General features: G+C 72.2%; 24 protein-coding genes. 15 read left to right on the top strand and 9 right to left on the bottom strand.

Annotation, left to right across the window (positions count from 1 at the left end):
* Positions 1-5: 5 nt before the first annotated feature.
* Genes ACZBH1_RS04935 through ACZBH1_RS04925 form a run of 3 tightly spaced genes read right to left on the bottom strand, consistent with a single transcriptional unit; the run spans position 6 to position 3,330 of the window.
* Positions 6-1,121: a glycosyltransferase gene (locus ACZBH1_RS04935; RefSeq protein WP_463645692.1), complete on the bottom strand. Its 1,116-nt coding sequence runs from the start codon at positions 1,119-1,121 to the stop codon at positions 6-8.
* On the bottom strand, positions 1,118-2,191 hold the full coding sequence (locus ACZBH1_RS04930; RefSeq protein WP_463645691.1) for a glycosyltransferase family 4 protein: 1,074 nt from the start codon (positions 2,189-2,191) through the stop codon (positions 1,118-1,120). The genes ACZBH1_RS04935 and ACZBH1_RS04930 overlap by 4 nt, the downstream gene beginning before the upstream one ends.
* Entirely contained in the window at positions 2,188-3,330 is a 1,143-nt protein-coding gene (locus ACZBH1_RS04925) for a glycosyltransferase family 4 protein (protein WP_463645690.1), read from the bottom strand. The genes ACZBH1_RS04930 and ACZBH1_RS04925 overlap by 4 nt, the downstream gene beginning before the upstream one ends.
* Before the next feature lie 92 nt (positions 3,331-3,422).
* On the opposite strand from ACZBH1_RS04925, the gene ACZBH1_RS04920 reads away from it, so the two are divergent.
* Positions 3,423-4,604, top strand: coding sequence for a hypothetical protein (locus tag ACZBH1_RS04920; RefSeq protein ID WP_463645689.1), 1,182 nt, complete (start codon positions 3,423-3,425; stop codon positions 4,602-4,604).
* Here the strand turns inward: ACZBH1_RS04920 and ACZBH1_RS04915 are convergent.
* The gene (locus tag ACZBH1_RS04915; protein WP_463645688.1) at positions 4,597-6,573 is read right to left on the bottom strand and encodes a glycosyltransferase; all 1,977 of its coding nucleotides are present in this window, start codon (positions 6,571-6,573) and stop codon (positions 4,597-4,599) included. The two genes, ACZBH1_RS04920 and ACZBH1_RS04915, sit on opposite strands and share 8 nt — an antisense overlap.
* 75 nt (positions 6,574-6,648) lie before the next feature.
* On the opposite strand from ACZBH1_RS04915, the gene ACZBH1_RS04910 reads away from it, so the two are divergent.
* The 4 genes from ACZBH1_RS04910 (at position 6,649) to ACZBH1_RS04895 (ending at position 10,373) form a co-directional block, all read left to right on the top strand.
* Complete coding sequence (locus ACZBH1_RS04910) at positions 6,649-7,308, top strand: arsenate reductase/protein-tyrosine-phosphatase family protein (protein ID WP_463645687.1); 660 nt, start codon at positions 6,649-6,651, stop codon at positions 7,306-7,308.
* Positions 7,305-8,489 (top strand): glycosyltransferase family 4 protein, encoded by a 1,185-nt coding sequence (locus tag ACZBH1_RS04905; RefSeq protein ID WP_463645686.1) that lies wholly within the window; start codon positions 7,305-7,307, stop codon positions 8,487-8,489. The genes ACZBH1_RS04910 and ACZBH1_RS04905 overlap by 4 nt, the downstream gene beginning before the upstream one ends.
* A 9-nt stretch (positions 8,490-8,498) precedes the next feature.
* Positions 8,499-9,521 (top strand): MauE/DoxX family redox-associated membrane protein, encoded by a 1,023-nt coding sequence (locus tag ACZBH1_RS04900; protein ID WP_452323925.1) that lies wholly within the window; start codon positions 8,499-8,501, stop codon positions 9,519-9,521.
* Between the two features lie 165 nt (positions 9,522-9,686).
* Positions 9,687-10,373, top strand: coding sequence for a hypothetical protein (locus ACZBH1_RS04895; protein WP_378879823.1), 687 nt, complete (start codon positions 9,687-9,689; stop codon positions 10,371-10,373).
* 46 nt (positions 10,374-10,419) lie between these two features.
* On the opposite strand, the gene ACZBH1_RS04890 is transcribed toward ACZBH1_RS04895, so the two are convergent.
* Positions 10,420-10,650 carry a helix-turn-helix domain-containing protein gene (locus ACZBH1_RS04890; RefSeq protein ID WP_336393762.1) on the bottom strand — a complete coding sequence of 77 codons (231 nt, stop codon included), beginning with the start codon at positions 10,648-10,650 and terminating at the stop codon, positions 10,420-10,422.
* Positions 10,647-11,255: a hypothetical protein gene (locus ACZBH1_RS04885; RefSeq protein ID WP_463645684.1), complete on the bottom strand. Its 609-nt coding sequence runs from the start codon at positions 11,253-11,255 to the stop codon at positions 10,647-10,649. Before ACZBH1_RS04885 ends, ACZBH1_RS04890 begins: the two co-directional genes overlap by 4 nt.
* A gap of 216 nt (positions 11,256-11,471) precedes the next feature.
* Here ACZBH1_RS04885 and ACZBH1_RS04880 point away from each other — a divergent pair, with 216 nt between their 5' ends.
* The 3 genes from ACZBH1_RS04880 (at position 11,472) to ACZBH1_RS04870 (ending at position 15,417) form a co-directional block, all read left to right on the top strand.
* Entirely contained in the window at positions 11,472-13,997 is a 2,526-nt protein-coding gene (locus ACZBH1_RS04880; RefSeq protein ID WP_336393760.1) for an ATP-dependent Clp protease ATP-binding subunit, read from the top strand.
* A gap of 120 nt (positions 13,998-14,117) precedes the next feature.
* Complete coding sequence (locus ACZBH1_RS04875) at positions 14,118-14,621, top strand: amino-acid N-acetyltransferase (protein ID WP_463645683.1); 504 nt, start codon at positions 14,118-14,120, stop codon at positions 14,619-14,621.
* 100 nt (positions 14,622-14,721) lie between these two features.
* A complete protein-coding gene (locus ACZBH1_RS04870) occupies positions 14,722-15,417 on the top strand; it encodes a hypothetical protein (protein ID WP_378879831.1) in 696 nt (231 codons plus the stop codon).
* A 71-nt stretch (positions 15,418-15,488) separates the two neighbouring features.
* On the opposite strand, the gene ACZBH1_RS04865 is transcribed toward ACZBH1_RS04870, so the two are convergent.
* On the bottom strand, positions 15,489-15,821 hold the full coding sequence (locus ACZBH1_RS04865) for a hypothetical protein (RefSeq protein WP_336393757.1): 333 nt from the start codon (positions 15,819-15,821) through the stop codon (positions 15,489-15,491).
* Between the two features lie 70 nt (positions 15,822-15,891).
* Here ACZBH1_RS04865 and ACZBH1_RS04860 point away from each other — a divergent pair, with 70 nt between their 5' ends.
* Positions 15,892-16,152 carry a hypothetical protein gene (locus ACZBH1_RS04860; RefSeq protein WP_463645682.1) on the top strand — a complete coding sequence of 87 codons (261 nt, stop codon included), beginning with the start codon at positions 15,892-15,894 and terminating at the stop codon, positions 16,150-16,152.
* 79 nt (positions 16,153-16,231) lie between these two features.
* Here the strand turns inward: ACZBH1_RS04860 and ACZBH1_RS04855 are convergent, their stop codons facing one another.
* On the bottom strand, positions 16,232-17,800 hold the full coding sequence (locus ACZBH1_RS04855; protein ID WP_336393755.1) for an amino acid permease: 1,569 nt from the start codon (positions 17,798-17,800) through the stop codon (positions 16,232-16,234).
* A 186-nt stretch (positions 17,801-17,986) separates the two neighbouring features.
* Between ACZBH1_RS04855 and ACZBH1_RS04850 the strand changes: the two genes are divergently transcribed.
* The 6 genes from ACZBH1_RS04850 (at position 17,987) to ACZBH1_RS04825 (ending at position 23,555) form a co-directional block, all read left to right on the top strand.
* Positions 17,987-19,342 carry a glutamine synthetase family protein gene (locus ACZBH1_RS04850; protein WP_452323927.1) on the top strand — a complete coding sequence of 452 codons (1,356 nt, stop codon included), beginning with the start codon at positions 17,987-17,989 and terminating at the stop codon, positions 19,340-19,342.
* Positions 19,323-20,090, top strand: a complete 768-nt coding sequence (locus ACZBH1_RS04845) for a gamma-glutamyl-gamma-aminobutyrate hydrolase family protein (protein ID WP_378879841.1) — start codon at positions 19,323-19,325, stop codon at positions 20,088-20,090. Before ACZBH1_RS04850 ends, ACZBH1_RS04845 begins: the two co-directional genes overlap by 20 nt.
* Positions 20,087-21,445 carry an aldehyde dehydrogenase family protein gene (locus ACZBH1_RS04840; RefSeq protein ID WP_463645681.1) on the top strand — a complete coding sequence of 453 codons (1,359 nt, stop codon included), beginning with the start codon at positions 20,087-20,089 and terminating at the stop codon, positions 21,443-21,445. The genes ACZBH1_RS04845 and ACZBH1_RS04840 overlap by 4 nt, the downstream gene beginning before the upstream one ends.
* Before the next feature lie 11 nt (positions 21,446-21,456).
* The gene (locus tag ACZBH1_RS04835) at positions 21,457-22,230 is read left to right on the top strand and encodes a 3-oxoacyl-ACP reductase (RefSeq protein WP_452323929.1); all 774 of its coding nucleotides are present in this window, start codon (positions 21,457-21,459) and stop codon (positions 22,228-22,230) included.
* A gap of 127 nt (positions 22,231-22,357) precedes the next feature.
* Positions 22,358-23,074 (top strand): FadR/GntR family transcriptional regulator, encoded by a 717-nt coding sequence (locus ACZBH1_RS04830; RefSeq protein WP_336393750.1) that lies wholly within the window; start codon positions 22,358-22,360, stop codon positions 23,072-23,074.
* Positions 23,075-23,144: 70 nt separating this feature from the next.
* A complete protein-coding gene (locus tag ACZBH1_RS04825) occupies positions 23,145-23,555 on the top strand; it encodes a dehydrogenase (protein ID WP_336393749.1) in 411 nt (136 codons plus the stop codon).
* A gap of 494 nt (positions 23,556-24,049) precedes the next feature.
* On the opposite strand, the gene radA is transcribed toward ACZBH1_RS04825, so the two are convergent.
* Entirely contained in the window at positions 24,050-25,420 is a 1,371-nt protein-coding gene (radA, locus tag ACZBH1_RS04820) for a DNA repair protein RadA (protein ID WP_463645680.1), read from the bottom strand.
* Positions 25,421-25,472 lie beyond the last annotated feature (52 nt).

Below are 25,472 nucleotides of genomic sequence, written 5' to 3'. Positions count from 1 at the left end.
GGGCGTCAGCGCGGCGGCATCCGGTCGATCACGGCGCGCATGGCCGCAGCGCGGTCGTCCCAGTCCGGGGCATCCCCCTCCGCCCCGTCGGGGAACCGGCTCGTCGCGGGCATCAGCGACGCGACCGCGGACGGGAAGGCGGATGCCTCCGCCAGCCGCACCCGCGGATCGGCGGCATCCCGGAACCCGGCCACCGGCGTGGCGACGACCGGGCGGCCGACCGCCGCGTACTCGTACAGCTTGATGGGGTCGAGGCTGTCGGTGAACGGGCTGACGACGTGCGGCACCAGCAGCACGTCGGCGTGCTGCAGATAGGCGACGACGTCCTCGCGCCGGCGCTGGCCGAGGAGCAGCACACCGGCGGCGCGCAGCCGTGCGGCGTCGGAGGGATCCAGGGCGTCGGGGCCGACCAGCACGACGCTGCCGCGGCCGGCGACGAGTCGCGCGGTCGCCACGCACACGTCGAGGTCGAGCCGGTCGCGGTGGAGCGTGCCGACGTAGACCGCGGCGACGGCCGGGAGGTCGGTCGGTCGCGGCCGCGGCACGCGGTACGCGGCCACGTCGACGGCGTTCGGGATGAGGTCGATGCCGACCCGTGCCGATGCCTTGCGTCGCACCAGCTCCTCCGAGCACGCGACGACCGCCGCGGCGTTGCGCAGCAGCCACTCCTCGCCGCGGCGGATGCGGTCCAGCTCCGCCCCCGGCCGGTCGGCGGCCAGCCAGTCGTCGGTCAGGTCGTAGAGCGTCGGCCAGCCGGTCGCCCGGGCGAGGTCGGCGGCGCGCGGATCGTTGAGCCACAGCAGCGGGCGCCGCATCCCCGCTTTCCCGGCGGCCCGGTGCACGGTGCGCGCGAGGCGCTGATCGGCGCGCCGGTCCAGTCGCCGCGGCAGCGCCTTCAGAGGTCGCACGCGCAGCAGGCGCCCGTCGTAGCCGGCCGCGCGGGGGCCGAACGGGCGCGAGGGCCGGCGCCGCGACGCGAGGTCGTGGAGGGGATCCGCGGGCGGTTCGACGAACAGCACGCGCAGTGCGGGGTCACCGTCGAGCAGGCGCGAGACCAGGTGCTGGTTGCGGCGCCACACCTCGTCCCATGCTTCCAGCGACACCACCACGAGGTCGGTCATCGGCGCTGCCGCCGCTCCGCGTCGCCGCCCCGCCGCGCGGCGATCGCGCGACGGTACACGGCATCCGTGCCGGCGAGCTGCGCGGCGATCGAGAACTCGGCGCGCTGCCGCTCGCGTCCGGCGGCACCCAGGGCCGCCCGCGCGGCCTCGTCGTCGGCGAGGTCACGCAGCGACCGCGCCGCGGCGGCGACGTCGTCCGGCGGGAACAGCGCGCGCGGATCGAGACCTGCGAGGATCTCGGAATGCCCGCCCGCGTCCGCGGCCACCGCGGGAAGCCCCGTCGCCATCGCCTCCAGCAGTGACAGCCCGAGGCCTTCGACCGGACAGGGGGCCAGGAACAGCCCGGCCCCCCGATAGAGCTGTGCGACGTCGTCCCGGAATCCCAGGAGGTCGACCGCACCGTCCACGCCGAGCGACGCCGCATCCTCCTCGAGCAGCGCCAGCTCCGGTCCCGCGCCGGCGATCTGCAGGCGCCACCCGTCGTCCGCCAGGCCCGACGCGGCGAAGGCCGCGAGGCCGATCCGCGTGCGCTTCTCGGGCTGCAGCCGCTGCGCCATGAGGACCGTGCGAGATCGCGTGGCGTCAGCCGGCGCCGCGGCATCCGCGACACCCGAGTGCACCACGGTGCTCGGGATCCCGATCGAGCGCGCGACGGCCTCGCTGATCGCGATCTCGGCGTCGATGCGGCGTTCGATCGCCGGATACACCGGCCGGGGGGCGCGACTGCCGCGTCGCCGCGTGAAGTGGCGGGTCGCGACGAGGGCAGCATCCCGGCCGAGGAGGGCTGTCGCGGCGGCGGCATCCGCCGCGGTCATGTGCGTCGCGACGACATCGGCGCCCCGCGCGCTGCGGCGGATGAGGAGGATGTCGCGGATGCCGCTTCCCGACGCCGTGAAGCCGACGCCCGCGGCGTGCAGCTCGGTGGCCATCTGCGCGGGGTCGCCCCCGATCACCGCGACGCGATGCCCGGCGCCGGCCTGGGCGATCGCGAGGCGCCGCACGAACTGCTCCACGCCGGCGAAGCTGCGGGTGCGCACCACGTGGAGGATCTGCAGCGGGCGGTCGGTCATCGCGCCGCCTCGGCATCCCGCTCGGCGCGCACGTCCTCGAGCAGTGCGACGTACCGCTCCGCGATCGCGCGCCAGCCGAACGGCTCGGCACTGCGGCGGGCGGCCGCCGCGAAGCTCCCCGGCTCGGCGGCGGCCACCTGCTCCAGCCGCCGCGCGAGTTCGAGCGGATCCCGGTCGACGAGCCAGCCGTTTCGGCCGTCCTCGACGACTTCGGGCGCGATCCCCACGCGTGTCGCGACGACCGGCAGGCCACTGGCGAGTGCCTCGAGGAACACCAGGCCGCTCGACTCGTACGAGCTCGGGAGCACGAACAGATCCGCGACGGCGAGGTACGGCGCGAGGTTGGACTGCTGGCCGAGCAGCAGAACGCGGTCGGCCACCCCCAGCTCGTCCGCCTCGCGCTGGGCCCGCGCGACCATCGAGCGGGTGCCACCGACGACGAGCAGCAGCACGGTCGTGGCGTGCACGAGCGCCTCCATCGCCAGCCGCAGGCCCTTGCGCTCGAACTCGTGCCCGACGAACAGCGCCACACGGTGCTCGGCGTCCAGCCGGAGCCGCTCGCGGGCGGCCCGGCGCTCCTGCGGGGTCGGCGGACGGAACCGCTCCAGATCCACGCCGTTGGGGATCACGACGGTGCGGGGGCGCACCCGCCCGAACGTGCGGGTGAGGGTCGAGACCTCGTCCTCGGTCAGGCACACGACCACGCGATGGGTGTCCGAGCGCAGCCGCGCGCGGTCGCGGACGAAGCTGAACAGGTGGGTGGGGTCGCGCACGAAGCCGCCGATCCCCGATCCGTGGGCGTGCATGGCGGCGAGCAGGATGCCGTGGTTGACGTAGACGTCGCCCGCGACCACCTTGCTGTGGCAGAGCGAGACGGCGTCGGGGCGCGCGGCGAGGAACGCCCGCGCCCTGCGGGTGCCGACCGTGCTGAACCAGAGCGTGCGCCACGACTGCAGCGCCCGAGCGCTCCAGCGCCCCCGGGCGCGGAACGGATCCGGTCTGCCGCGGCGGGCGGTGGCGAACGTGAAGCTCTCGACCTGATGGCCGAGCGTCCGGAACTGGCGGTCGAGATTGTGAGCGACCCCCGGAACGCCCGCTCCCGGCCCGATGAAGGGCGCGAGCTGGACGATGTGGACCACGCTTCACTGTAGCGACGGCCCCCGCGCCGTGCGACGTCCCGGATGGGGCCGGTTGTAGTCTCAGGGCGGGGTTCGGTTCGAAGGGGAACGGCATGGCGGACGCGACCGTGCAGGGGAACATCATCCCGGATGAGAGTCAGGCGCTCACCGGGTTCCGCTCGGCGACCCTCGAGAGCGGCGGATCACCGTTCACGCTGTGGTTCCGCGAGCTCGACGGCCGGCCGCTCGACCCGCGGCTCGCCGACGTGTACGTGCTCGGATCCCTGCTGCACTGGATGGCGCGAGGCGGTGCGGTCCACGTGCACGGGGCGGTGAGCCGCACCCTGCTGAGCAACCTCGACGAGTGGCAGGCGGCGCTGCACTCCTGGCTGCCCGACGTGTACGACACGGTCACCTTCACGGTCGACGAGGTGGTGGACGCGGAGCCGGATCGCTCCGCCCGCGCCATCGCCGCCTACTCCGGCGGCCTAGACTCCGCGTTCACCGCGATCCGGCACACGCGCGGCCTGGCCGGGTGGCGCACCGAGCCGCTGGGTGCGCTGCTGCTCGTCCACGGGTTCGACGTCGCGCTGGACCGGGCCGCCGAGTTCGAGGGGGCGAGCGTTCGAGCCGGCCGGGCCGCGGAGGCGCTAGGCCTGGAGCTGCGCACCGTCTCGACGAATCTGCGCGACCTCGGCCAGGACTGGGAGATGGTGCACGGCCTGGCGGTCGCGGCCGCCCTGCAGCTCTTCGCCCCGGAGTTCGGCGTCGGGCTCATCGGCAGCAGCGCGCCGTACTTCCGCCTGGTGGTCCCGTGGGGGTCGAATCCGGTGACCGACCACTTCCTGTCGTCGGGCACGATGCGGATCTCTCACGACGGAGCGGCGCTGAGCCGCACCGCCAAGGCGAAGGTCGTCGCCACCGAGCCGGGCGTCCTGGCCCTGCTGCGGGTGTGCTGGCAGGGAGAGCGGCTGTCGCGCAACTGCGGACGCTGCGAGAAGTGCGTGCGGACGTACTGGGCCCTCCACATCGCCGGCGTCCGGCGGCCGGCCTGCTTCGACGAGCCCTTCTCGGTGCCGCCGACTCGGGTGCGGATGCCGTCGCACAACATGTCGTACTGGCGCGAGATGCTCCGGCTGGCCCGGCTCGAGGGTGACGACGAGGCGATCCGCTACATCCTCACGCTGCTGCGGTACCAGCGCGCGCGGCGCGCGCTGCGCAGCATCAGGCCGCTGCGGGCGGTCGCCGTGCGGGCCCGTCGGCGGCCGGGCCTGGCGAACCGGCTGTTCAGGTGACGGATGCCGCGCCGAGGCGGGCCTCGACGCGGACGGGGCCACGCCGGAAGGCCGCGGCCCGTCGCCGGGCGGCCGCACGGCGATCGCCGCGCAGCGCGACCGAGCGCGCCATTGCCCCGAGCCAGATCGCGGCCCTCGCCGCCTGCCAGCCGACCGGGCCGAAGTGCTTGCGGTAGAACCGTTCCTGCGAGGCGAAGAAGTGCGCCTCGCGACGCCGGGGGTCCGTGCTCGTCGCGGCGCCCGCATGCACCGCGCGCACCTCGTCGACGAGGGCGTGCCGCCAGCCGAGCAGGTGCGCGCGGTAGGCCCAGTCGGTCTCCTCCGCGTACAGGAAGAACCGCTCGTCGAAACCGCCGACCTGATCCAGCGCCTCCGCGCGCAGCAGCAGCACCGAGCCGATCACGTAGCGCGCCCCGCGCTGCCACCTTCCCAGCCCGGCCGCTTCCAGCCACGCGTTGAGCGGGGTGGGGAACGGCCACGCGACCCGGGCGGGGCGACCACGCTCATCCGTCTGCGCCGGCGCCACCGACGCGAGGCCGGGGTCGGCCGCCAGACCGGCGTGCAGCGCGGCGATCGCGTCCGCCGAGATGACGGCATCCGGATTCAGCAGCAGCATGTCCGCTCCCGCCACCATCCGGTCGCCGAGCGCGACGTTCACACCCGCCGCGAACCCTCCGTTGCGACCGGGATCGAGGTAGCGCACGCCGAGCTCGCCGCACAGCGCCGCGATCTCGGGCAGCGACGAGTTGTCGACCACGGTGACGGGAAGATCGCGCACCGGCTCCAGCGCCCTGCGGAGGAGGTCCGGGGCGCCATAGGCGACCACCGCGATCTCGAGCGCGCGCGGCGCACGAGCGCCGCCGCCGGGCGCTGGACGGGCGCCGCGGCGGGTGATGCTGTCGTAGAGGTCGGCGTAGGCGCCGGCCACGGCATCCCACGAGCACTCCGCAGCACGCGTCAGCCCGGCCGCCCGGAGCTCGGGCGCGCGTGCGGTCGCCGCCTCGACGAGGGCGCTCGCGAGAGCGGCCGCGTCGCCCGCGGGAACCACGAGCCCCGCCCCGCCGACGACCTCGGGGAGGGCGCCGGCGTCGCTCGAGACGACAGGGACTCCCGAGGCCATCGCCTCGACGGCGACGCGGCCGAACTGCTCGGTCCAGCCGGGACTCGGGAGGGACGGAACCGCCAGCACGTCCAGCCCGGTGTAGAAGTCCGGGACGGCCTCGGGGTCGAGCGGGCCGAGGAGTTCGACGCGCTCGCCGAGGCCGCGGGCGGCGGCGTCGGCGCCGAGCTGCTCCGCGAGCGGACCGGCACCGGCGATCCGCAGCCGCAGCCGGGGGTCGTGCGTCGCGGCGTCGAGCAGGACGTGCAGGCCCTTCTCGGGCACGAGACGACCGAGGAACCCGACCGTGACCGGCTCGTCCGTGGGCGGCGCCGACGGGCGCGGGGTATAGCGGTCGAGGTCGACGCCGAGCGGGATCACTCTGGCGCGGCCCGCGAATCCCTTGCCCTCCGCGATGCGTGCCGCCGCCGCGTTGCACGCCGAGATGCCGCTCGCATGCCGCAGCGCGTATCTCTCCAGCCAGCGGAACGGCGGCGGGTAGCGCTTCAGGATGTTCTGGGCGGTGTAGAGCACCACCGGTGCCTTGTTGCGCCGCAGCCACCGCAGCAGCAGCACCTCTGCCGTCGCGAGCGCGAAGGGCTCCTCGTGCACGTCGATGACGTCGTACTCCTCGGCCAGCGCCCGCCACAGCGGACGCGGGTCGTAGACGAAGAGCGCCGGATGCCGCCCCCAGGTGTCGACCGGGACCGCATGCTCGTCGGCTCCGGCGGTGAGCTGCGTCTCGGCGCCGCCGGCATGCCATCGCCGCGCGCTCAGCAGCATCACCGTCATGCCGAGGGCGCGCAGGCTGCGCTCCCGGCCGCGCCAGTCGGCGACGGCGGCGCTGTGCGAGATTCGCAGGACGCGCACGGAAGGCCTCCTAGTATGCTTGCCCAGGCAACCCTATGTCCGGATGCTTCTGGACCGGGATAGTGAGGTGCCCGATTGGCCGATGACTTCGTCGTACTGGCGGTCTGCGCAGGAAACCTCCATCGTTCGCCCCTCGCCGAGGCGCTCCTGCGGCGCTGGGCGACGTGGTACCTGCCGTCGCCGCTGGCGTCGCACGTGCGCGCCATGAGCGCGGGGGTCGTCGCCCCGGCCGGGGTTCCCATGGGCGAGCGGGCCCAGCGGATCGCCGCGGCGCTGGGCGCCGACGGCTCGAGCCACACCGCCCGGCGTCTCACGGACGCCGACCTCGGAGGCGCCGACCTGATCCTCACGGCGTCGCGGCGCCTGCGCGACACCGTCCTGCAGCGGGAGCCCTCGGCGGCGCGCCGCACGTTCACGATGCGCGAGGCGGGCCGGATCGCGGCATCCCTCGATCCGGCGTCCCCCTCCTCGGTGCAGGACCTGCGCGACGCGGTGGGGCGCCTCGCCGACCACCGCTCACCCGGCGACGACGACATCGTCGATCCCGAAGGCCGTGGCGACGAGGCGTACGCCGCGATGGTCGCGCAGGAGGTGCCCGCGCTGGCGCGGCTGGCGCACCTGCTCTACGGGATGCCGGCCGGCGACGTCGAGCGGTATGCCGCCGTCGCGACGACCGGCGAGGGGATGCCCTTCGCGCCGGCGCCTCCCGCGACGAGGGACCCCTCCGCCCCGTGACCGCTCTGCGCGTGCTGCACCTCGATCACACCGCGGCGGCGGGCGGCGCAGAGCTGGCGCTGGTGCGCATGCTGTCGGCCCGGCCGGGCTGGCGGCCGTTCGTGCTCACGCCGCCCACCGACGGCTCTGTCTTCGATCCGCTGGACGGGGTGGTCGCGCGTGGGACGAGCGGCATCCGGCAGCCGGCGGGCGTCTCCTCCGGACGGACGGGCGCGATCCTCGGTGCCGCCTGGCGCCTGATCGTCCAGGCCGCCGCGACCCGCACCCACCGCGCCTTCCGCGGCGCCGACCTGGTCGATGCCAACAGCGCCCGGGCTGCGGCGTACGGAGCGCTGGCGGTGCGGGGCTCGCGCACGCCCTTCGTCGTGCACCTGCGCGACACGGTCGATCCCACCGCGCTCGGCGGCGTCGGCTTCCGGCTGATGAGCCGCCTGGTGCTGCCGCGTGCCGACGGCGTGATCGCCAACTCGCGGCTGACGCTGCGGACGGCGTCGCCGTTCCTGCGCGAGGGCACCGGCACCGCCGTCATCCCGAGCGCCTCGGGGCTGCGCGCCGCGTCGGCGTCCGCGGACGGGCGCGAGCCCGGCCCGCTCCGCATCGGGATGCTGGCGCGCATCGACCCGTGGAAGGGGCAGGCGCTGCTGATCGAGGCGTTCGCCGCCGCCTTCCCCGACGACGCCGTCCTCGAGATCGCCGGCTCCGCACCGTTCGGGCACGAGCGGTACGCCGCGGAGCTTCGCGCACAGGCGGAGCGTCTCGGCGTCGACGATCGCGTCGAGCTGCTCGGCCACGTCGACGCGGTGGACGCCCTGCTCGCGCGCTGGGACATCGCGGTGCAGTACTCCACGCGCCCCGAGCCCCTCGGCCAGAACGTGCTGCAGTACCTGGCCGCCGGGAAGGCCGTGGTGGTGGCGGACGAGGGCGGACCCGTGGAGTGGGTCGACGACGGCGTCAACGGGCTGCGGGTGCGCCCTCGCGACCCTGCTGCGCTCGCGGCGGCGCTGCGCCGTCTCGCCGACGAGCCCGAGCTCCGCGACCGCCTGCGCGCCGCCGCCGGGGCGACCGCGGGCCTGCTGACCGACGCCGATGTCGCGGCCGCTCACGCGCGGTTCTACGCAGAGGTCGTACGCCGGCGCGAAGAGGGTGCGGGCCGTCGCCGCACCCGGTTGCCGCGCGAGTAGCATCAGCGTGTGATCGCTGCCCTCGCCGCCACCCTTCCTGTGATCCTCGCCGGCGTGCTCGTGGCCAGCGCCGTGGCGAAGCTGCGCGCGCCCGACGACCTGGTGGGCTGGGCCGAACTGGGCGTGCCGAAGGCGTTCCGCAGACAGTGGCTGCTCTCGTTCCATCCGTGGGGTGAGATCGCGCTCGGCGCCGCGCTCGCACTGCTCGGGGGGTGGCTGGGCCTCCTCGCCGCCATCGTGGCCGTCGTCCTGATGGCCGCCTATCTGTGGCTGGTGGTGCAGGCGAAGGGCCGTTCCGACGACGCGTCCTGCGCGTGCTTCGGCTCGCGACGCCGGATCACCCGGGTCACGATCATCCGCAACAGCTGGCTGCTGGCGCTCGCGCTCGCCACCGCCGCCGTCATCTGGACGGCACCTCTGCTGGGCGGGGCGCTCGCGCTCGCCGTCTCGGGCTGGTGGGGCACCCTGATCGCCGCGGCCGCGGCGGCGGTGACCGCCGCGCTCGTGCTCTGGCCCGACGCACCCCAGGCCGAGCCGGTCTCGCCCGCGGCAGAGCCGGCAGCCGCCGAACAGGTCGACGCCGGCGGCGAACTGGACTACATCCGCACCCGCACGCCCGCCGTACCCGTCTCGCTCGCCGACGGCACCCGCGTCAACCTCCGCGAGCTGACGCGCACGAAGCCCATGCTGATGCTGGCAGTCTCGTCCACGTGCGGCTCGTGCAGCGTCGTGATCGAGCAGGCGCCCGATTACCGCACGCTGCTGCCCGAGCTCGACGTCCGCCTCATGTTCACCCACCCGCACGACAGCGGACGCCTGAGCGAGCTCACCGAGCCGCAGTCTCTGCACGACCCCGAGCACTTCATCAGCGGCTCGATCGAGGACTGGAGAGTGCCCTCGGCGGTGCTGTTCGGAATCGACGGCCTGCTGGCGGGCGGTCCCGTCACCGGGGTGCGCGAGATCGAGGACTTCGTCGACGACGTGTACGAGAGCCTCCACGGCGTACGGCCGTCTCGATCCCACATCGCGTGAGCATCGCGCGGCGACGTCCCTCGTCCCGCGGGGACGTTCATGGCATCCTGGCGTGAGACGACCGGCCGGGTCGCGACACTGTCACCAGTGACGGGTGCTGCGGTCGCGGCATCCGTCCCGTCGAAAGGTGCGCCCATGATCCGCCGTCTTGCTTCCGTCGCAGGCATGACACTCCTCGCCGCGGGGCTCCTCGCCGGGTGCGCGAGCACCGCTGGCACCGAATCCCCCGAGCCGGACGAGACGGTGCCCGCCGACAGCGAGGAGATCGAGGTCGAGGCCGCCTGGCTGGACGGCGGCCGCATGATCGGCATCGTGACGGAGGGCTCCTCGACCTGTGTGCCCTCCGCCGGCGAGGTGAGCTACGACAACGGCGTCCTCCAGGTCGAGCTCGTCGAGGCTCCCGCCGACACCGCGTGCACGAGCGACCTCGTGGCGCGGGCGACCGTCGTGGGACTGCCCGAGGGCATCGACACCACGCGCGAGCTCGAGGTGTTCGTCACCGGCGACGGCTACCACGGCGAGGCCGAGCTCGACCCGGTCCCCGGCCTCGATCAGAGCGGCGAGACCGACTACCTCCCTTCGGCAGGATGGACCGACAAGGACGGGCAGTTCGTCATCCTCACGTGGGGGTCGTCGACCTGCGTGCCGGCGATCGAGAACGTCGAGGGCTCCGGTCAGGAGGTCACCGTCACGTTCATGACGCCGCCCGAGGACCAGGCGTGCACCATGGACATGGCCCCGCGCGCGGTGGTGGTGCAGGTCGAAGGGGTCGACGACGACGCCGAGGTCACCGCGATCCTCACCGGCGGCGAGTTCGACGACGTGCGCGTCCCGATCGTCGGCCACGACTGACAGTGCGCGATTGCGGATGCCGCGGCCCGCGGCATCCGCAATCCACTCAGTCCGTCCGCACCAGCAGCTCGCCGATCTCGCAGTCCAGCGCGCGGCAGATGGCCGACAGCGTCGAGTAGCGGATGGCGCGGGCGCGGTCGTTCTTGAGGACCGACAGGTTCACGACCGACACCCCGACGAGCTCCGAGAGCCGGGTGAGGGTCATGCCGCGCTCCTCGAGCAGCTCGTCGAGCCGGCAGTGGACCCCGGTGGGCCCGTCGTCTTCGGCCGGGCTCACACGAGGCCTTCGGTCTCGCGCTGCAGGCGCTCGCCGATCTGGAAGGCAGCGCCGATCGCCGCGAGCGCGAGCATGCCGAACAGCGGCGCGAAGTCGGTGGAGAAGGTCACGCCGTCGTACGTGTAGTCGCTCACGGCAGACAGCGCGCCGTTCACCGTCATCGTGGTGAGCATCGAGCCGACGAACCAGCCCACGGCGAGGATGCCGGTGCCCAGGAAGATGAGGCGCGCGGTGCCGCGCTCGAAGGCGCGGCCGCGCGCGAGGCGCAGGCAGAACAGCGCGCCGACCACGATGCCGGCGATGATGGCGAGCGCGATGACGATCGGCTCGGCCCACAGCGCGAAGAGGGTGGCCGCAGCCGGCTCCGCGACCGTGACGGTCGCCTGCTCGACGGCGACCTGCACCGGCGCTCCGTCGGGGCCGATGGGAAGGTCGGCGGTCTCGCCCAGGAACGGGACGAGCACGGGGATGTCGGTCCCGCGCGCCACCTCCGCCAGCCGGGCGATCGCGTTCCAGGCCGTGAAGCCGATCGCGACCGCCCCGATGGCGACGGAGAGGTAGATCCCGACGCGATCGCTCCTGGTGGGCATCCTGGTGTCCGTCATCTCGATCGTTCTCCCATGCTCATATCGATAAACGTTGTTATCGAAAAACGATACGGTATGTGCGCAGCTCGCCGCAACCGGCGAGCCGGCACGGGCGCCGGCGGGGCGTGCGCTATGCCCACGGCGAACACGGCCATCCCGTCCGGGCCCGCTGGCTACCCTCGATGTAAGGCGCAGTAGGTCACACCGACCCGAGGCGTCCCGGAGGAGTGAACGATGTTCGAGAGATTCACCGACCGTGCCCGTCGTGTGGTCGTCCTCGCCCAGGAAGAGGCGAAGATGCTGAACCACAACTACATCGGCACCGAGCACATCCTGCTCGGTCTCATCCACGAGGGCGAGGGCGTCGCCGCCAAGGCCCTCGAGAGCCTCGGCATCTCGCTCGACGCCGTCCGCGAGCAGGTCCAGGACATCATCGGCCAGGGACAGCAGCAGCCGACCGGTCACATCCCCTTCACTCCGCGCGCCAAGAAGGTGCTCGAGCTGTCGCTGCGCGAGGCGCTGCAGCTGGGCCACAACTACATCGGCACCGAGCACATCCTCCTGGGGCTCATCCGCGAGGGCGAGGGCGTCGCCGCCCAGGTGCTCGTCAAGCTCGGCGCAGACCTCAACAAGGTGCGCCAGCAGGTCATCCAGCTGCTCTCGGGCTACCAGGGCAAGGAGCCCGCCGGCGTCGCCTCCGGCGCGGGCGAGCAGACCCAGGGCACCACCCAGGGCGGCTCGCAGGTGCTCGACCAGTTCGGCCGCAACCTCACGCAGGCCGCGCGCGACAACAAGCTCGACCCGGTCATCGGGCGCGAGAAGGAGATCGAGCGCGTCATGCAGATCCTGTCGCGCCGCTCCAAGAACAACCCCGTCCTCATCGGCGAGCCCGGCGTCGGAAAGACGGCGGTCGTCGAGGGCCTCGCCCAGGCCATCGTCAAGGGCGACGTTCCCGAGACACTGAAGGACAAGCAGGTCTACTCGCTCGACCTCGGCTCGCTCATCGCCGGCTCGCGGTACCGCGGTGACTTCGAGGAGCGCCTCAAGAAGGTCACGAAAGAGATCCGCACCCGAGGCGACATCATCGTCTTCATCGACGAGATCCACACGCTCGTGGGTGCCGGTGCCGCCGAGGGCGCGATCGACGCCGCGTCGATCCTGAAGCCGCTCCTCGCGCGCGGCGAGCTGCAGACGATCGGCGCGACCACCCTCGACGAGTACCGCAAGCACTTCGAGAAGGATGCCGCGCTGGAGCGCCGCTTCCAGCCGATCCAGGTCGCCGAGCCGAGCCTGCCCCACGCGATCAACATCCTGAAGGGGCTGCGCGACCGCTACGAGGCGCACCACAAGGTGCAGATCACCGACGGCGCGATCGTCGCGGCGGCGAACCTCGCCGACCGCTACATCTCGGACCGCTTCCTGCCCGACAAGGCGATCGACCTGATCGACGAGGCCGGCGCCCGCCTGCGCCTGTCGATCCTGTCCAGCCCGCCCGAGCTGCGCGAGTTCGACGACAAGATCGCCAACGTGCGCCAGCAGAAGGAGCAGGCGTCCGAGGATCAGGACTTCGAGAAGGCCGCGTCGCTGCGCGACGAGGAGAAGTCGCTCCTCGCCGAGCGTCTGCGCCTCGAGAAGCAGTGGCGCTCGGGCGACGTCGCCTCGCACGCCGTCGTCGACGAGGGCCTGATCGCCGAGGTGCTCGCCCAGGCCACCGGCATCCCGGTCTTCAAGCTGACCGAGGAGGAGTCCAGCAGGCTCGTCTTCATGGAGAAGGCGCTGCACCAGCGCGTCATCGGCCAGGAGGAGGCGATCGCCGCCCTCTCGAAGACGATCCGCCGCCAGCGCGCGGGCCTCAAGGACCCCAAGCGTCCGTCGGGCTCGTTCATCTTCGCCGGCCCCACGGGCGTCGGGAAGACCGAGCTGGCCAAGGCGCTCGCCGAGTTCCTCTTCGACGACGAGCACGCGCTCATCTCGCTCGACATGTCGGAGTTCGGTGAGAAGCACACCGTCTCGCGCCTGTTCGGCGCCCCTCCCGGCTTCGTGGGGTTCGAGGAGGGCGGCCAGCTCACCGAGAAGGTGCGCCGCAAGCCGTTCTCGGTGGTGCTCTTCGACGAGATCGAGAAGGCCCACCCCGACATCTTCAACTCGCTGCTGCAGATCCTCGAGGAGGGTCGCTTGACCGACGGTCAGGGCCGCGTCATCGACTTCAAGAACACGGTGATCATCATGACGACGAACCTCGGTTCGTCGGCGATCGCCGGAGGCCCGGTGGGCTTCCAGGTCGAGGGCGACACGGGCACGACGTACGACCGGATGAAGGGCAAGGTCAACGAGGAGCTCAAGCGCAACTTCAAGCCCGAGTTCCTCAACCGCGTCGATGACATCATCGTCTTCCCGCAGCTGAACAAGGACGAGCTCCGCCAGATCGTGGGCCTGTTCACCAAGCGTCTCGGCGAGCGCCTGCTCGACCGCGACATGACGGTGGAGCTGACGGATGCCGCGAAGGACAAGCTGATCGACATCGGCTTCGACCCCGCGCTCGGCGCCCGGCCGCTGCGTCGCGCGATGCAGCGCGAGGTCGAGGACCGCCTGTCGGAGAAGATCCTGCACGGCGAGCTCAACCCCGGCGACCACGTGAAGGTCGACGCCGAGAACGGCGAGTTCGTCTTCGAGCACGGCCCCCGCGGCGAGAAGGTGGCGGTGGGCGTCGTGCACAACGGCGAGATCACCGCGACCCCCGATCTGGCCGCCAACGCCTAGGGCGGTCGCCGAGCCGCGACACGCAGTCGAAGAGCGGATGCCTCACTCCGAGGCATCCGCTCTTCGCATTCCCGGCCCGCCCCTCGCTCCACGCACCGGTCCCGGCCCTACGCTGGACGGATGAGCGAGTTCACGGTGCGGCCCGCGCGCACGCCGGACATCCGCCGCATCCAGGCGCTCCTCGAGCCGTTCGTGCAGCGGCGCATCCTGCTCGGCAAGGACCTCGTCGTGCTCTACGAGGCGACCCAGCAGTTCCTCGTCGCCGAGGATGCGCACGGCGAGCTGATCGGCTGCGGCGCCCTGCATGTGATGTGGGAGGACCTCGGCGAGGTGCGCACCCTGATCGTCGCCGACGGGTGGCTGCGGCACGGGGTGGGACGCGCGCTCGTGGAGGGCCTGGAGGAGAACGCGCGCGCGCTCGGGCTGTCGCGGCTGTTCTGCCTGACGTTCGAGGTGGACTTCTTCACACGGCGCGGCTTCGAGCCGATCGGCGAGCAGGTCGTCGACCCCGACGTGTACTCGCAGCTCATCCGCTCGCCCGACGAAGGCGTCGCGGAGTTCCTCGACCTCGCGCACGTCAAGCCGAACACCCTGGGCAACACGCGCATGATCAAGCGCCTCTGACCCGCGGGCGACGCGCGCGCCAGGCGGCTGCGCCCTGCCGGGTGGCGCGATCCGGGGCGCGCCGACCGGAGATGACGCCGCCCAGAGTTAGCCTGTCATCATGACCGGCACCACTCCGCGCCGCCGCCATTCCCCGGCGGTCTATCGTCGCCGGCGATTGGTGCTGCTCGTCGGGCTCCTCGTCGTCGTGGGCGTCGTGTGGCTGCTGATCGCCCAGCCCTGGCGCGGATCGGCCGAGGAGTCGGCCGCCGACGGGGATCGCGCGTCGTCGCAGAACTCGGCGGACTCGCTGCCGGTGCCGTCGCCGGGGGAGACCCCGGGCCCGTCCGAGACGGGCGCCGTCGAAGGTGCGGTCGTCGAGGGTGCGACGCCGGGCGCGACGCCTGCCGCGCAGCCCTGCGTCGCCGGCGAGATCACCGTGGAGCCGGTCACCTCCGCCGACGCGTTCACCGGCGACCAGAAGCCGCAGTTCTCCATCGAGCTCACCAACAACGGCCCCGACTGCACGCTCAACGTCGGCACCAGCGCGCAGTCCTTCACGGTCACCAGCGGCGACGACGTCTGGTGGCGCTCGACGGACTGCCAGAGCGAGCCCAGCGACATGATCGTGCTCGTCGCCGCGGGGCAGACGGTGTCCAGTGCGGCGCCGCTGGAGTGGGATCGCACCCGCTCCGCCGTGGGCACGTGCGGCGACACGACCCGGCCCGTCGCGCCGGGCGGCGGCGCGTCGTACCACCTGTCGGTCGAGATCGGCGGCGTCGCGTCGACGGAGCCGAAGCAGTTCCTGCTCTACTGAGCGCGTCCTGAGCTGCCGGGCGTGGGCGCGGGCGCGGCATCCGCTGTCCATCGCGGCCGCGGCATCCGCTGTCACCGGCCCGCCTCGGGCTCTTGGTCGCCGGCGCCGTCCACGGCGCTGGCCCAGACCCAGCAGCGGTATTCCTCGCCTGAGATCCGGAAGCGGATGGCGATCGCACGCGGCGTCCACATGCAGGCCTCCGCGTCGACCTGGATCGGCGTCCGGCCGAACCGCACCCACGCCTTGACGCGCTTGGGCTTCGGATCGGTGGTGCACGGCAGATCGTCCAGTTGCAGCTCGAGCCGCGAGAGCGTCTCGAGCGGGCCGCCGGCCGCGATGCGCTGCAGGATCCTCTCGTCCATCAGCCGGTCGTAGTGGTCGGCGTATCGCCTGTTCGTGCCCACCCGCCGGCTCCCTCCTCCGGCCTCCTTCCACTCTATCGAGAGTCGAAGATGTGTTCTATTCTCTTAACCCATGACGACCACGCGCATCGAACATGACGTAATTATATGGATGGCCGACGACATCCCCGCGCGCATGTTCTACGCGGGTCGCCGGTGGCGTGTGAGCGATGCGCCGACGCGGCTCCGCGAGTCGATCTGGGCCATGCCGCTGGAGCGCGGGCGCAGCATGTACGGCTGGCGGTTCCAGGCGACCAGCGACGACGGCGACGTGGTGGTGTTCGACGTCTATCGCGACGGCGAGGACTGGCACATCCACCACACGTACACGTGAGAAGGCGCAGACAGCGCGAAGCGGGGCTCCCCCAGGACGCCCCGCTCCGCTTCCCCACACCAGGGTGTCAGCCGAACACCTAGGGCTTGTCGCCGAACACCTCGGACTCCATGGCGTCGTACCCCTCCGCCTGGGGGTCCCAGTGCTTGCCACCGGAGAGGGCGTACTCCTCCTCCGGAGAGAGCACGAGACGGTGGCGGAAGTACAGGGCGAATCCGACGAGGATCACCACGTACACGATGGCGATCGCGACGATGGCGGGCCGGGCCGGCTCGTTGATGAAGAAGCCGAAGAAGATGAGCACCGACACGGCGCCGGCGATGACGGCGCCGGGGATGCCCCACGGACTGCGGTAGGGGCGGTGGGCGTCGGGGTACTTGCGGCGCAGGATCACGTACGACGCCATCTGCAGCGCGTAGGCGATGACCGCTCCCCAGATCGCGATGTTCAGCACGATCGCTCCTGCCACCCCGCCGGTGCCGCCGAGCGAGTCGACGAGCACGAGGGCGATGAAGCCGATCGCCGCACCGACCACCAGCGCGACCCACGGCGTCGCCCGCTTGCCGGTGAGCGACAGGAACTTCGGGTAGTAGCCCGCGCGCGACAGCGAGTACATGTTGCGGCCGTACGCGAACATGATCCCCTGCAGCGACGCGAGGAGCCCGATCAGGGCGAAGAGCGCCAGCACCGCGGCCAGCTCGTCGCCGACGATCGCGCGGAATCCGTCGAGCAGCGGCTCGCCGGCGCTGCCGGTCGCCTCCGCGCCCACGACACCGGTGTTCAGGAACAGCACGAGCAGGCCGGTGATGATCAGAGTCGTGCGGGCGATGAAGCCGGCACGGGGGATGTCGCGCTCCGGGTTGTGCGACTCCTCGGCCGCGAGCGGCAGCTCCTCGATGCCGAGGAAGAACCACATCGCGTACGGCAGAGCGAAGAGGATGGGGATCACGCCGTGCGGCAGGAAGGCGCTCTGTCCGGGATCGGGTGCGATGTCGAAGAGCTTGTCCCAGCTGAACTGGCCCGAGAAGAGCGCCATCGCCGAGAACACCAGGATGATGGCGATCGAGATGATGGACACGACGATCGCGAACTTGAACGAGATCGCCGCGCCGGCGGCGTTCAGCGCGATGAAGGCCGTGTAGAGGATGATCCACCACACCCACGTCGGCATCGAGAAGTTCAGCAGCTCGCTGGTGATGGCATCCGCGTAGGACGCCGAGAAGTACACGATGACCGCGGTCGTCGCGACGTACTCGATCGTCTCAGCCGCGCCGGTGACCAGGCCGCCCCACGGGCCCATCGCGGAGCGCGCGAACGAATACGCACCGCCGGTGTGCGGCATCGCGGCGGCCATCTCGCCGATCGAGAAGATCATGCCGTAGTACATGACGACGAGGATGGCGAAGGCGATGAGCATGCCGCCGAAGCCTGCGAAGCCGATGCCGAAGTTCCACCCCGAGAAGTCGCCCGAGATGACGGCGGCGACGGCGAGGCCCCACAGGCCCCAGACGCCGGCCGAGCGCTTCAGGGTCCGCTTCTGGAAATAGTCGTGACCTGCTCGCCTATAGGTCGCTCCTGCGACCTTCGACGAGCTTGCGGCGGCGGATGCCGGTGGCTTCGGGGTGGATGCACTGCTCGCTTGGGACATCGGTCCTCCAGTGATAGGCGAAGGGAGGCGCGCTCGGGTCGCGCGGCTTGCACTTGTCGCCGATTGTGGCGCTATTGGTGGGCTGTGTCTACCTTTGAATCCGATTTTCGTTAGAGTGAGCGCGTGCCCGCGGCCGGGCATGGTCGCGTGCGCGACTGGTCGCACGTCGGGACTTGAGGAGGACGGATGCCGGGCAACCTCACCGTCGAGCAGTTGAACGACCGGATCGCGAGCGGCGACATCGACACGGTGGTGGTCGCCTTCGGCGACGCGCAGGGGCGGCTGGTGGGCAAGCGCGTGTCGGCGCGGCTGTTCCAGGAGGAGGTGCTCCCCCACGGTGCGGAGGCCTGCAACTACCTGCTGTCCGTCGACGTCGACATGAACACCGTCGACGGCTACGCGATGTCGAGCTGGGAGACCGGCTACGGCGACATGATGCTGCGCCCCGACCCGTCGACGCTGCGCGTCATCCCGTGGCTGCCGGGCTCGGCGCTGGTGATGGCCGACCTCACCTGGGAGGGTGGCGACCCGGTCGTGCAGTCGCCGCGCGACATCCTCGACCGCCAGCGGCAGCGCCTCGCCGACCGCGGCCTCGTCGCCTACTCCGGCACCGAGCTGGAGTTCATCATCTTCGACGACACGTACCGCGATGCCTGGGCCAAGGGCTACCGCGGCCTCACGCCTGCGACCGACTACAACGTCGACTACGACCTGCTCGCCTCGGGCCGCCTGGAGCCGCTGCTGCGCGACATCCGCCTGTCGATGGACGGGGCCGGGCTCTACACCGAGGGCGTCAAGGGGGAGTGCAACCTCGGTCAGCAGGAGATCGCCTTCCGCTACGCCGAGGTGCTCGAGACCGCCGACCAGCACGCCATCTACAAGAACGGCGCCAAGGCCATCGCCGAGCACCACGGCAAGGCGCTGACGTTCATGGCCAAGTTCGACGAGCGCGAGGGCAACAGCTGCCACATCCACCTGTCGGTGCGCTCCGAGGCGGGCGAGCCCGTCATGGCCGGCGACGGGAGGCACGGCTTCAGTCCGCTGATGGAGCACTGGATCGCCGGCATCCTGGCCACCCTGCGCGAGTTCACGCTGCTGTACGCGCCCAACATCAACTCGTACAAGCGGTTCGCGAAGGGCTCGTTCGCCCCCACCGGGATCGCGTGGGGCCTCGACAACCGCACCTGCGCGCTGCGCGTGATCGGCCACGGCTCCTCGCTGCGGGTGGAGAACCGGGTCCCGGGCGGCGACGTGAACCCGTACCTCGGCATCGCGGCGATCATCGCGGGCGGCCTGCACGGCATCGAGCACGAGCTGCCGATGCCCGACGCGCTCACCGGCAACGCGTACACGTCCGGGGTCGACCACCTTCCGACGACGCTGCGCGAGGCCGCGCAGCTGTTCGACCAGTCGGCCATCGCGCGCGCCGCCTTCGGCGATGACATGGTCGAGCACTATCTGAACCAGGCGCGCATCGAGGTCGAGGCCTACGACGCCGCCGTGACCGACTGGGAGAGGGTGCGTGGCTTCGAACGCCTCTGAGAACCCCGTGATCGGCCTGACGACGTACCTCGAGCAGGCCACGCAGGGGGTGTGGGACGTGCGCGCGGCGTTCCTGCCGCAGGTGTACTTCGACTCGGTGACCGCCTCGGGCGGAATCGCGGTCCTGCTGCCGCCGCAGCACAGCAGCGCGACCGGCGTGCGTGTGGAAGACGCCGCCGAAGCCGTCCTGGACGGCCTCGACGGTCTCATCCTGACCGGCGGCCTCGACGTCCAGCCCGAGCTGTACGGCGCGGAGCGGCATCCGACCACCGACCCGGCGCGTCCGGATCGTGACGCGTGGGAGCTCGCGCTGTTCCGCGGGGCCGAAGCGCGACGGATGCCGGTGCTCGCGATCTGCCGCGGCCTCCAGCTGGTCAACGTCGCCCGCGGCGGGACGCTGCACCAGCACCTCCCGGAGGTGCTGGGCACCGAGCGGTACCGCGTCGGCGGCGGCGTCTTCGCCACCAACGAGGTGCACGTCGACGACGGCACGCGGCTCTCGGCGCTCGTCGGCGCGGGACCGATGGACGTCCACAGCTACCACCACCAGGGCATCGACCGGCTCGGCGACGGCCTCGTGGTCACCGCGCGCACCGACGACGGGCTGGTCCAGGCGTTCGAGTCGGACGGCGACGGCTACGTCCTGGGGGTGCAGTGGCATCCCGAGCAGAACCAGGAGGACCGCCGGCTGTTCGCGGGGCTCGTGGCCGAGGCATCCGTCTACGCGTCCCGGGAGGTCCACGCATGAGTGGGACGTTCACGCTCGTCAACCCCGCGACCGCGCAGCCGATCCGCGAGATCGCCCGTGCCGACGGGGCGCAGACGGATGCCGCGATCGCGCGTGCCGTCGCCGCCCAGCGTTCGTGGGCGTCGCTGCCGCCCGTGGCGCGGGCCGACGCGCTGCGTGCGTTCGCTCGCACGGTGGAGGCCCATGTCGAGGAGCTCGCGCAGCTCGAAGTGCTGAATTCGGGGCATCCGATCGGTTCGGCGCGGTGGGAGGCGTCGCACGTCGCGCAGGTGCTGAACTTCTACGCCGGCGCGCCCGAGCGGCTCTCGGGCCAGCAGATCCCGGTCGCCGGGGGACTCGACGTGACGTTCCACGAGCCGTACGGCGTCGTCGGCATCATCGTGCCCTGGAACTTCCCGATGACGATCGCGTCGTGGGGGTTCGCCCCCGCGCTCGCCGCCGGGAACGCCGTGGTGCTCAAGCCCGCCGAGCTCACCCCGCTGACCGCGATCCGCCTCGGCGAGCTCGCGCTCGAGGCGGGGCTTCCGGCGGGGCTGTTCGAGGTGGTCACCGGCTCGGGCTCCGTGGTCGGTCAGCGCTTCGTGTCGCACCCGGACGTGCGCAAGGTGGTCTTCACCGGGTCGACGTCCGTCGGCGTCGAGGTCGCGGCCGGCTGCGCGCGCGAGCTGAAGCCGGTCACCCTCGAGCTCGGCGGCAAGAGCGCCAACATCGTGTTCGCCGACGCCGACCTCGAGAAGGCGGCCGCCAGCGCGCCGGGCGCGGTGTTCGACAACGCCGGCCAGGACTGCTGCGCCCGCAGCCGCATCCTCGTCGAGCGCTCCGCCTACGACCGGTTCCTCGAGCTGCTCGAGCCCGCGGTGAAGGCGTGGCGCGTGGGCGACCCGGGCGACGAGCGCACCGACATGGGACCGCTGATCTCGGCATCCCACCGCTCCACCGTCGAAGGCTTCCTCGACGGTGCGGACCTCGCCTTCCGCGGGTCGGCGCCCGACGGCGACGGCTTCTGGTTCGCCCCGGCCGTCGTGCTCGCCGATCGCGGGGACCGCATCGCGCGCGAGGAGGTCTTCGGACCGGTGGTCGCGGTGCTGCCGTTCGACGACGAGGCCGACGCCGTGCGGCTCGCCAACGACACCATCTACGGGCTCGCCGGCTCGATCTGGACCGAGAACCTCGGCCGCGCCGTGCGCGTCTCGCGCGGGGTCAAGAGCGGCGTGCTGTCGGTCAACTCGCACTCCTCGGTGCGGTACTGGACGCCGTTCGGCGGCATGAAGGCGTCGGGCCTCGGCCGTGAACTCGGCCCCGACGCCGCCGAGCACTTCACCGAGACCAAGAACGTCTTCTTCGCGACGGACTGAGAGGGAACAGCATGGATCTGACGGCGAGGCTCAAGGACCGGGTCGCCATCATCACCGGCGGCGCGTCGGGCATCGGCCTGGCGACGGCGCGCCGGTTCGCGGCCGAGGGCGCGCGCATCGTGATCGCGGATCTCGATCCCGAGTCCGGCGAGGCCGCCGCCGCTGAGGTGGACGGCGTCTTCCGCGGGGTGAACGTCGCCGACGAGGCCCAGGTGAACGCCGTCTTCGACGGCGTGGCCGCGGAGTTCGGCGGCATCGACATCGCCTTCAACAACGCCGGCATCTCACCGGCCGACGACGACTCGATCGAGACGACCGAGCTGCCCGCGTGGGACCGCGTGCAGGACGTCAACCTCAAGAGCGTCTACCTGTGCTCGCGCGCGGCGCTGCGGCACATGGTGCCGGCGGGCAGGGGCTCGATCATCAACACCGCGTCGTTCGTTGCGCTGCTGGGGTCAGCCACGTCGCAGATCTCGTACACCGCCTCGAAGGGCGGCGTGCTGGCCCTGACCCGGGAGCTCGGCGTGCAGTTCGCGCGTCAGGGGATCCGCGTGAACGCGCTGTGCCCGGGACCGGTGAACACCCCGCTGCTGCAGGAGCTGTTCGCGAAGGACCCCGAGCGCGCGCAGCGCCGCCTCGTCCACGTGCCGATGGGCCGGTTCGCCGAGCCGGAGGAGCTCGCCGCCGCCGTCGCGTTCCTCGCCTCGGACGACGCCTCGTTCATCACAGCGACCGCGTTCGTCGTCGACGGCGGCATCACCAACGCCTACGTGACGCCGCTCTGAGGAGGCTTCCGATGCATCGCCCGTACCGTGTGCAGGACCGACCGGCCGAACCGAGGCGGAACTCGGCGTGTCGCGCGGGTTCGGCGGGATCCGTCCTGCGAACGGTACGGCGGAGAGGCGAGGGGCTGTGACCGACCCGCCGCTGCACGAGGTGCGCAAGGCCGTGTACCGGCCGGTGCGCGAGGGCAACGCCCTCGAGGACACGGTCGCGCGCATCGCGCAGACCATCCGGCTCGGCGTGGTGGCCCCGGGGGAGTCGCTGCCGTCGGAGCGTGAGCTCGCCGTTCTCTACGCCGTCAGCCGCGACACCGTCCGCGAGGCGATCCGCGAGCTCGCCGACACCGGCTATCTCGTGCGACGGCGCGGCCGCTACGGCGGCACGTTCGTCGCCGACCCCCTGCCGCAGCCTCCGCACCCGCGGGACGTGACCGCCGCCGAGTTCGAAGACGTCCTCGGGCTCCGGCGCGTGCTCGAGGCCGGTGCAGCCCGCGCCGCCGCCGGCCGGACGCTCGACGCGTCGGCGCGCGACGTGCTGTGGGCGAGGTACGAGGCCGTGGCCGAGGCATCCGCCACGGACTACCGCAGGCTCGACACGCTGCTGCACCTGACGATCGCCGAGCTCGCCGGCATTCCGTCGCTCGTCGCGCTCGCCGCCGAGAACCGCGCGAAGGTCAACGAGTGGCTCGACACCTTCCCGCTGCTGCCGCGCAACATCGAGCACTCCAACGCCCAGCATGAGCACATCGTGACCGCCATCCTCGCGGGGAGAGCGGATGCCGCGGAGGCGGCGATCCTCGAACACCTCGCCGGCTCGGAGGCCCTGCTGCGGGGCTTCCTCGCCTGAGGGTTCCTGCCCCGGTGGCCGCTGGGGCGGCGGAGCGGAAGGCCGTCCAGGCCGAAGCTACGCTGGAGGGGTGGCAGGCAAGAAGCGGGCGAAGAAGGCGAAGGAGCCGCTGGAGTTCCGCAACACCCAGCTGAGCGATGCGCTCCAGACGCAGGACATGGCGGCGGTCGCGTTCGCGCTGCGCCATGGTCCCACCGTCGTCCCGCTCATGCGTCCGGGGCAGCGCGACAACCCGCTCGACGTCGGCGAGGTGTGGACGTACCGCGACCCCGACACCGGCGACGTGGCCCTGCTGCTGTTCAGCGATGCCGCGCACAAGCCCGCGAGCCTGCCGCCCGGCGTCGCGCTGCAGTCGCCGGCATGGCTGCGCGCGTTCCTCGGCGCGCACGAGGCCGAGATCACCACGGTCTTCTTCGACATCGCCGGACCCCACCCGCTGCAGGCCTCACCCGCCGACCTCATCGCCGCGCTCGACGCCTGACGCGCCCAGCACCCAGCGTCCCCGGTTTGGGGCGCGTCGCGCCCGTCTGGGGCGTGCCCCGTGCGCCCCGAACGACAGCGGTGCGCCCCAAACCCCCGGTGATCCGCCGGGTGGGTGCCCGCGCGACAAGCGCCGAGCTTCCTCGGGTTTGGGGCGCGTCGCGCCCGTCTGGGGCGTGCCCCGTGCGCCCCGAACGACAGCGGTGCGCCCCAAACCCCCGGTGATCCGCCGGGGGACGCGCCCGCGCGACAGCAGACGGCAGCTCCGGGGGAGGGGTTTGCGTCGACGGGGATGAGCGGGCAGACTCGCCGGGTGGAATTCCTGCTCGTCGGAATCGTGTGCGCGGCCGGACTGGTGATCCCCATCGTGCTCGGGTACGCCGACCCTGGGCGTCGACGCCGGCCCGGGGGTCGCTGAGGGGACCGGCCGCACGCCGCGGGACCCAAGGACGTCTTCGCCCGGCAGGCTCCAGCGCTGAGGGGACCGGCCGAGCCTCAGAACTCGGGGACGTCTTCGCCCGGCCGGCCCTTCGACCGCGTCCGCACGTCGCTGACGGCGCCACCCAGCGAGCCCGAGCGGTGGTCGATCACGTCTCGGTACCCGAGACGCGCGCCTTCGCTGCGCCGTTGCGTCGCCTGGGTGACGGGCCGCACCTCGCCCGCCAGGCTCAGCTCGCCGACCACGGCGATATGGCGGGGAATCGTCCATCCTTCGACCGCGCTGGCCACGGCGAGCGCGATCGCGAGGTCGGCCGCCGGTTCGGCGAATCTCACTCCGCCGACCGTCGAGACGTACACGTCCTGATCCGAGGTCTTGATCTTCATCCGCTTCTCGAGCACCGCCAGCACGGTCGCCACGCGGGCGGCGTCGACCCCGTTCACGATGCGCCGCGGGTTGCCCGACTTGCTGTCGATCGTCAGCGCCTGCACCTCGACGGGCAGCGCGCGCCGGCCCTCCAAGGCGATCGAGACGCACGTGCCGGGCTCGGTGCTGCCGTGGCCGAGGAACAGGGCGCTGGGGTCGGGGACCTCGGCGATGCCCGCGCCGGTCATGTCGAAGCATCCGACCTCGTCCGTCGGACCGAAGCGGTTCTTGAGCGCGCGCACGAACCGCAGCGACGTCTGCCGGTCGCCCTCGAACTGGCACACGACGTCGACCAGGTGCTCCAGGATGCGGGGCCCCGCGATCGAGCCGTCCTTGGTGACGTGGCCCACGATGATCGTGGGGATCCCGCGCTCCTTCGCGACCCGGATGAGCGTCGCCGCCACCTCGCGCACCTGCGACGGATGCCCCGCCATGCCCTCGGACAGGGCCGACGACACCGTCTGCACGGAGTCGACGATCAGCAGGTCGGGGGAGACGTCGTCGACGTGGCCGAGGATGGTCGCCAGATCGGTCTCGCTCGCGAGGTACAGCTCGTCGTGGAGCGCGCCGGTGCGCTCGGCGCGCAGGCGCACCTGAGCCGTCGACTCCTCCGCGCTCGCGTAGAGCACGCGGCGCCCTTCGCGGGCGGACTGCGCCGCCACCTCGAGCAGCAGCGTCGACTTGCCGACGCCCGGCTCGCCGGAGAGCAGGATCGCCGCACCCGGAACGAGGCCGCCGCCGAGCACCCGGTCGAACTCGCCGACCCCGGTCGTGCGGCGCGGCGCGTCGGACGTGTCGATGCGGGTGATGGGCTGCGCCGCGCGCGCCGCGCCGGGCGAGACCGGCGTGATCGAGCGGAGGATGCCGGTCTGCTCGGCCGCCTCGACCACGGTGCCCCACTGCTGGCATTCGCCGCAGCGGCCCACCCACTTGATCGTCGTCCAGCCGCATTCGGTGCAGCGGTAGGGCGCGGTCTGCGTCGGGCGTCGGGCTGCGGGCATGGGCCCAGCGTAGGCGCCCGCGGGGACATCGCCGGCGCGCGTCGCCGGGGTT

This window comes from Microbacterium sp. ZXT2-5 (genome assembly GCF_055329545.1).
The sequence above is the reverse complement of the archived record's forward strand: the minus strand, read 5'-3'. Positions and strand labels throughout refer to the sequence as shown.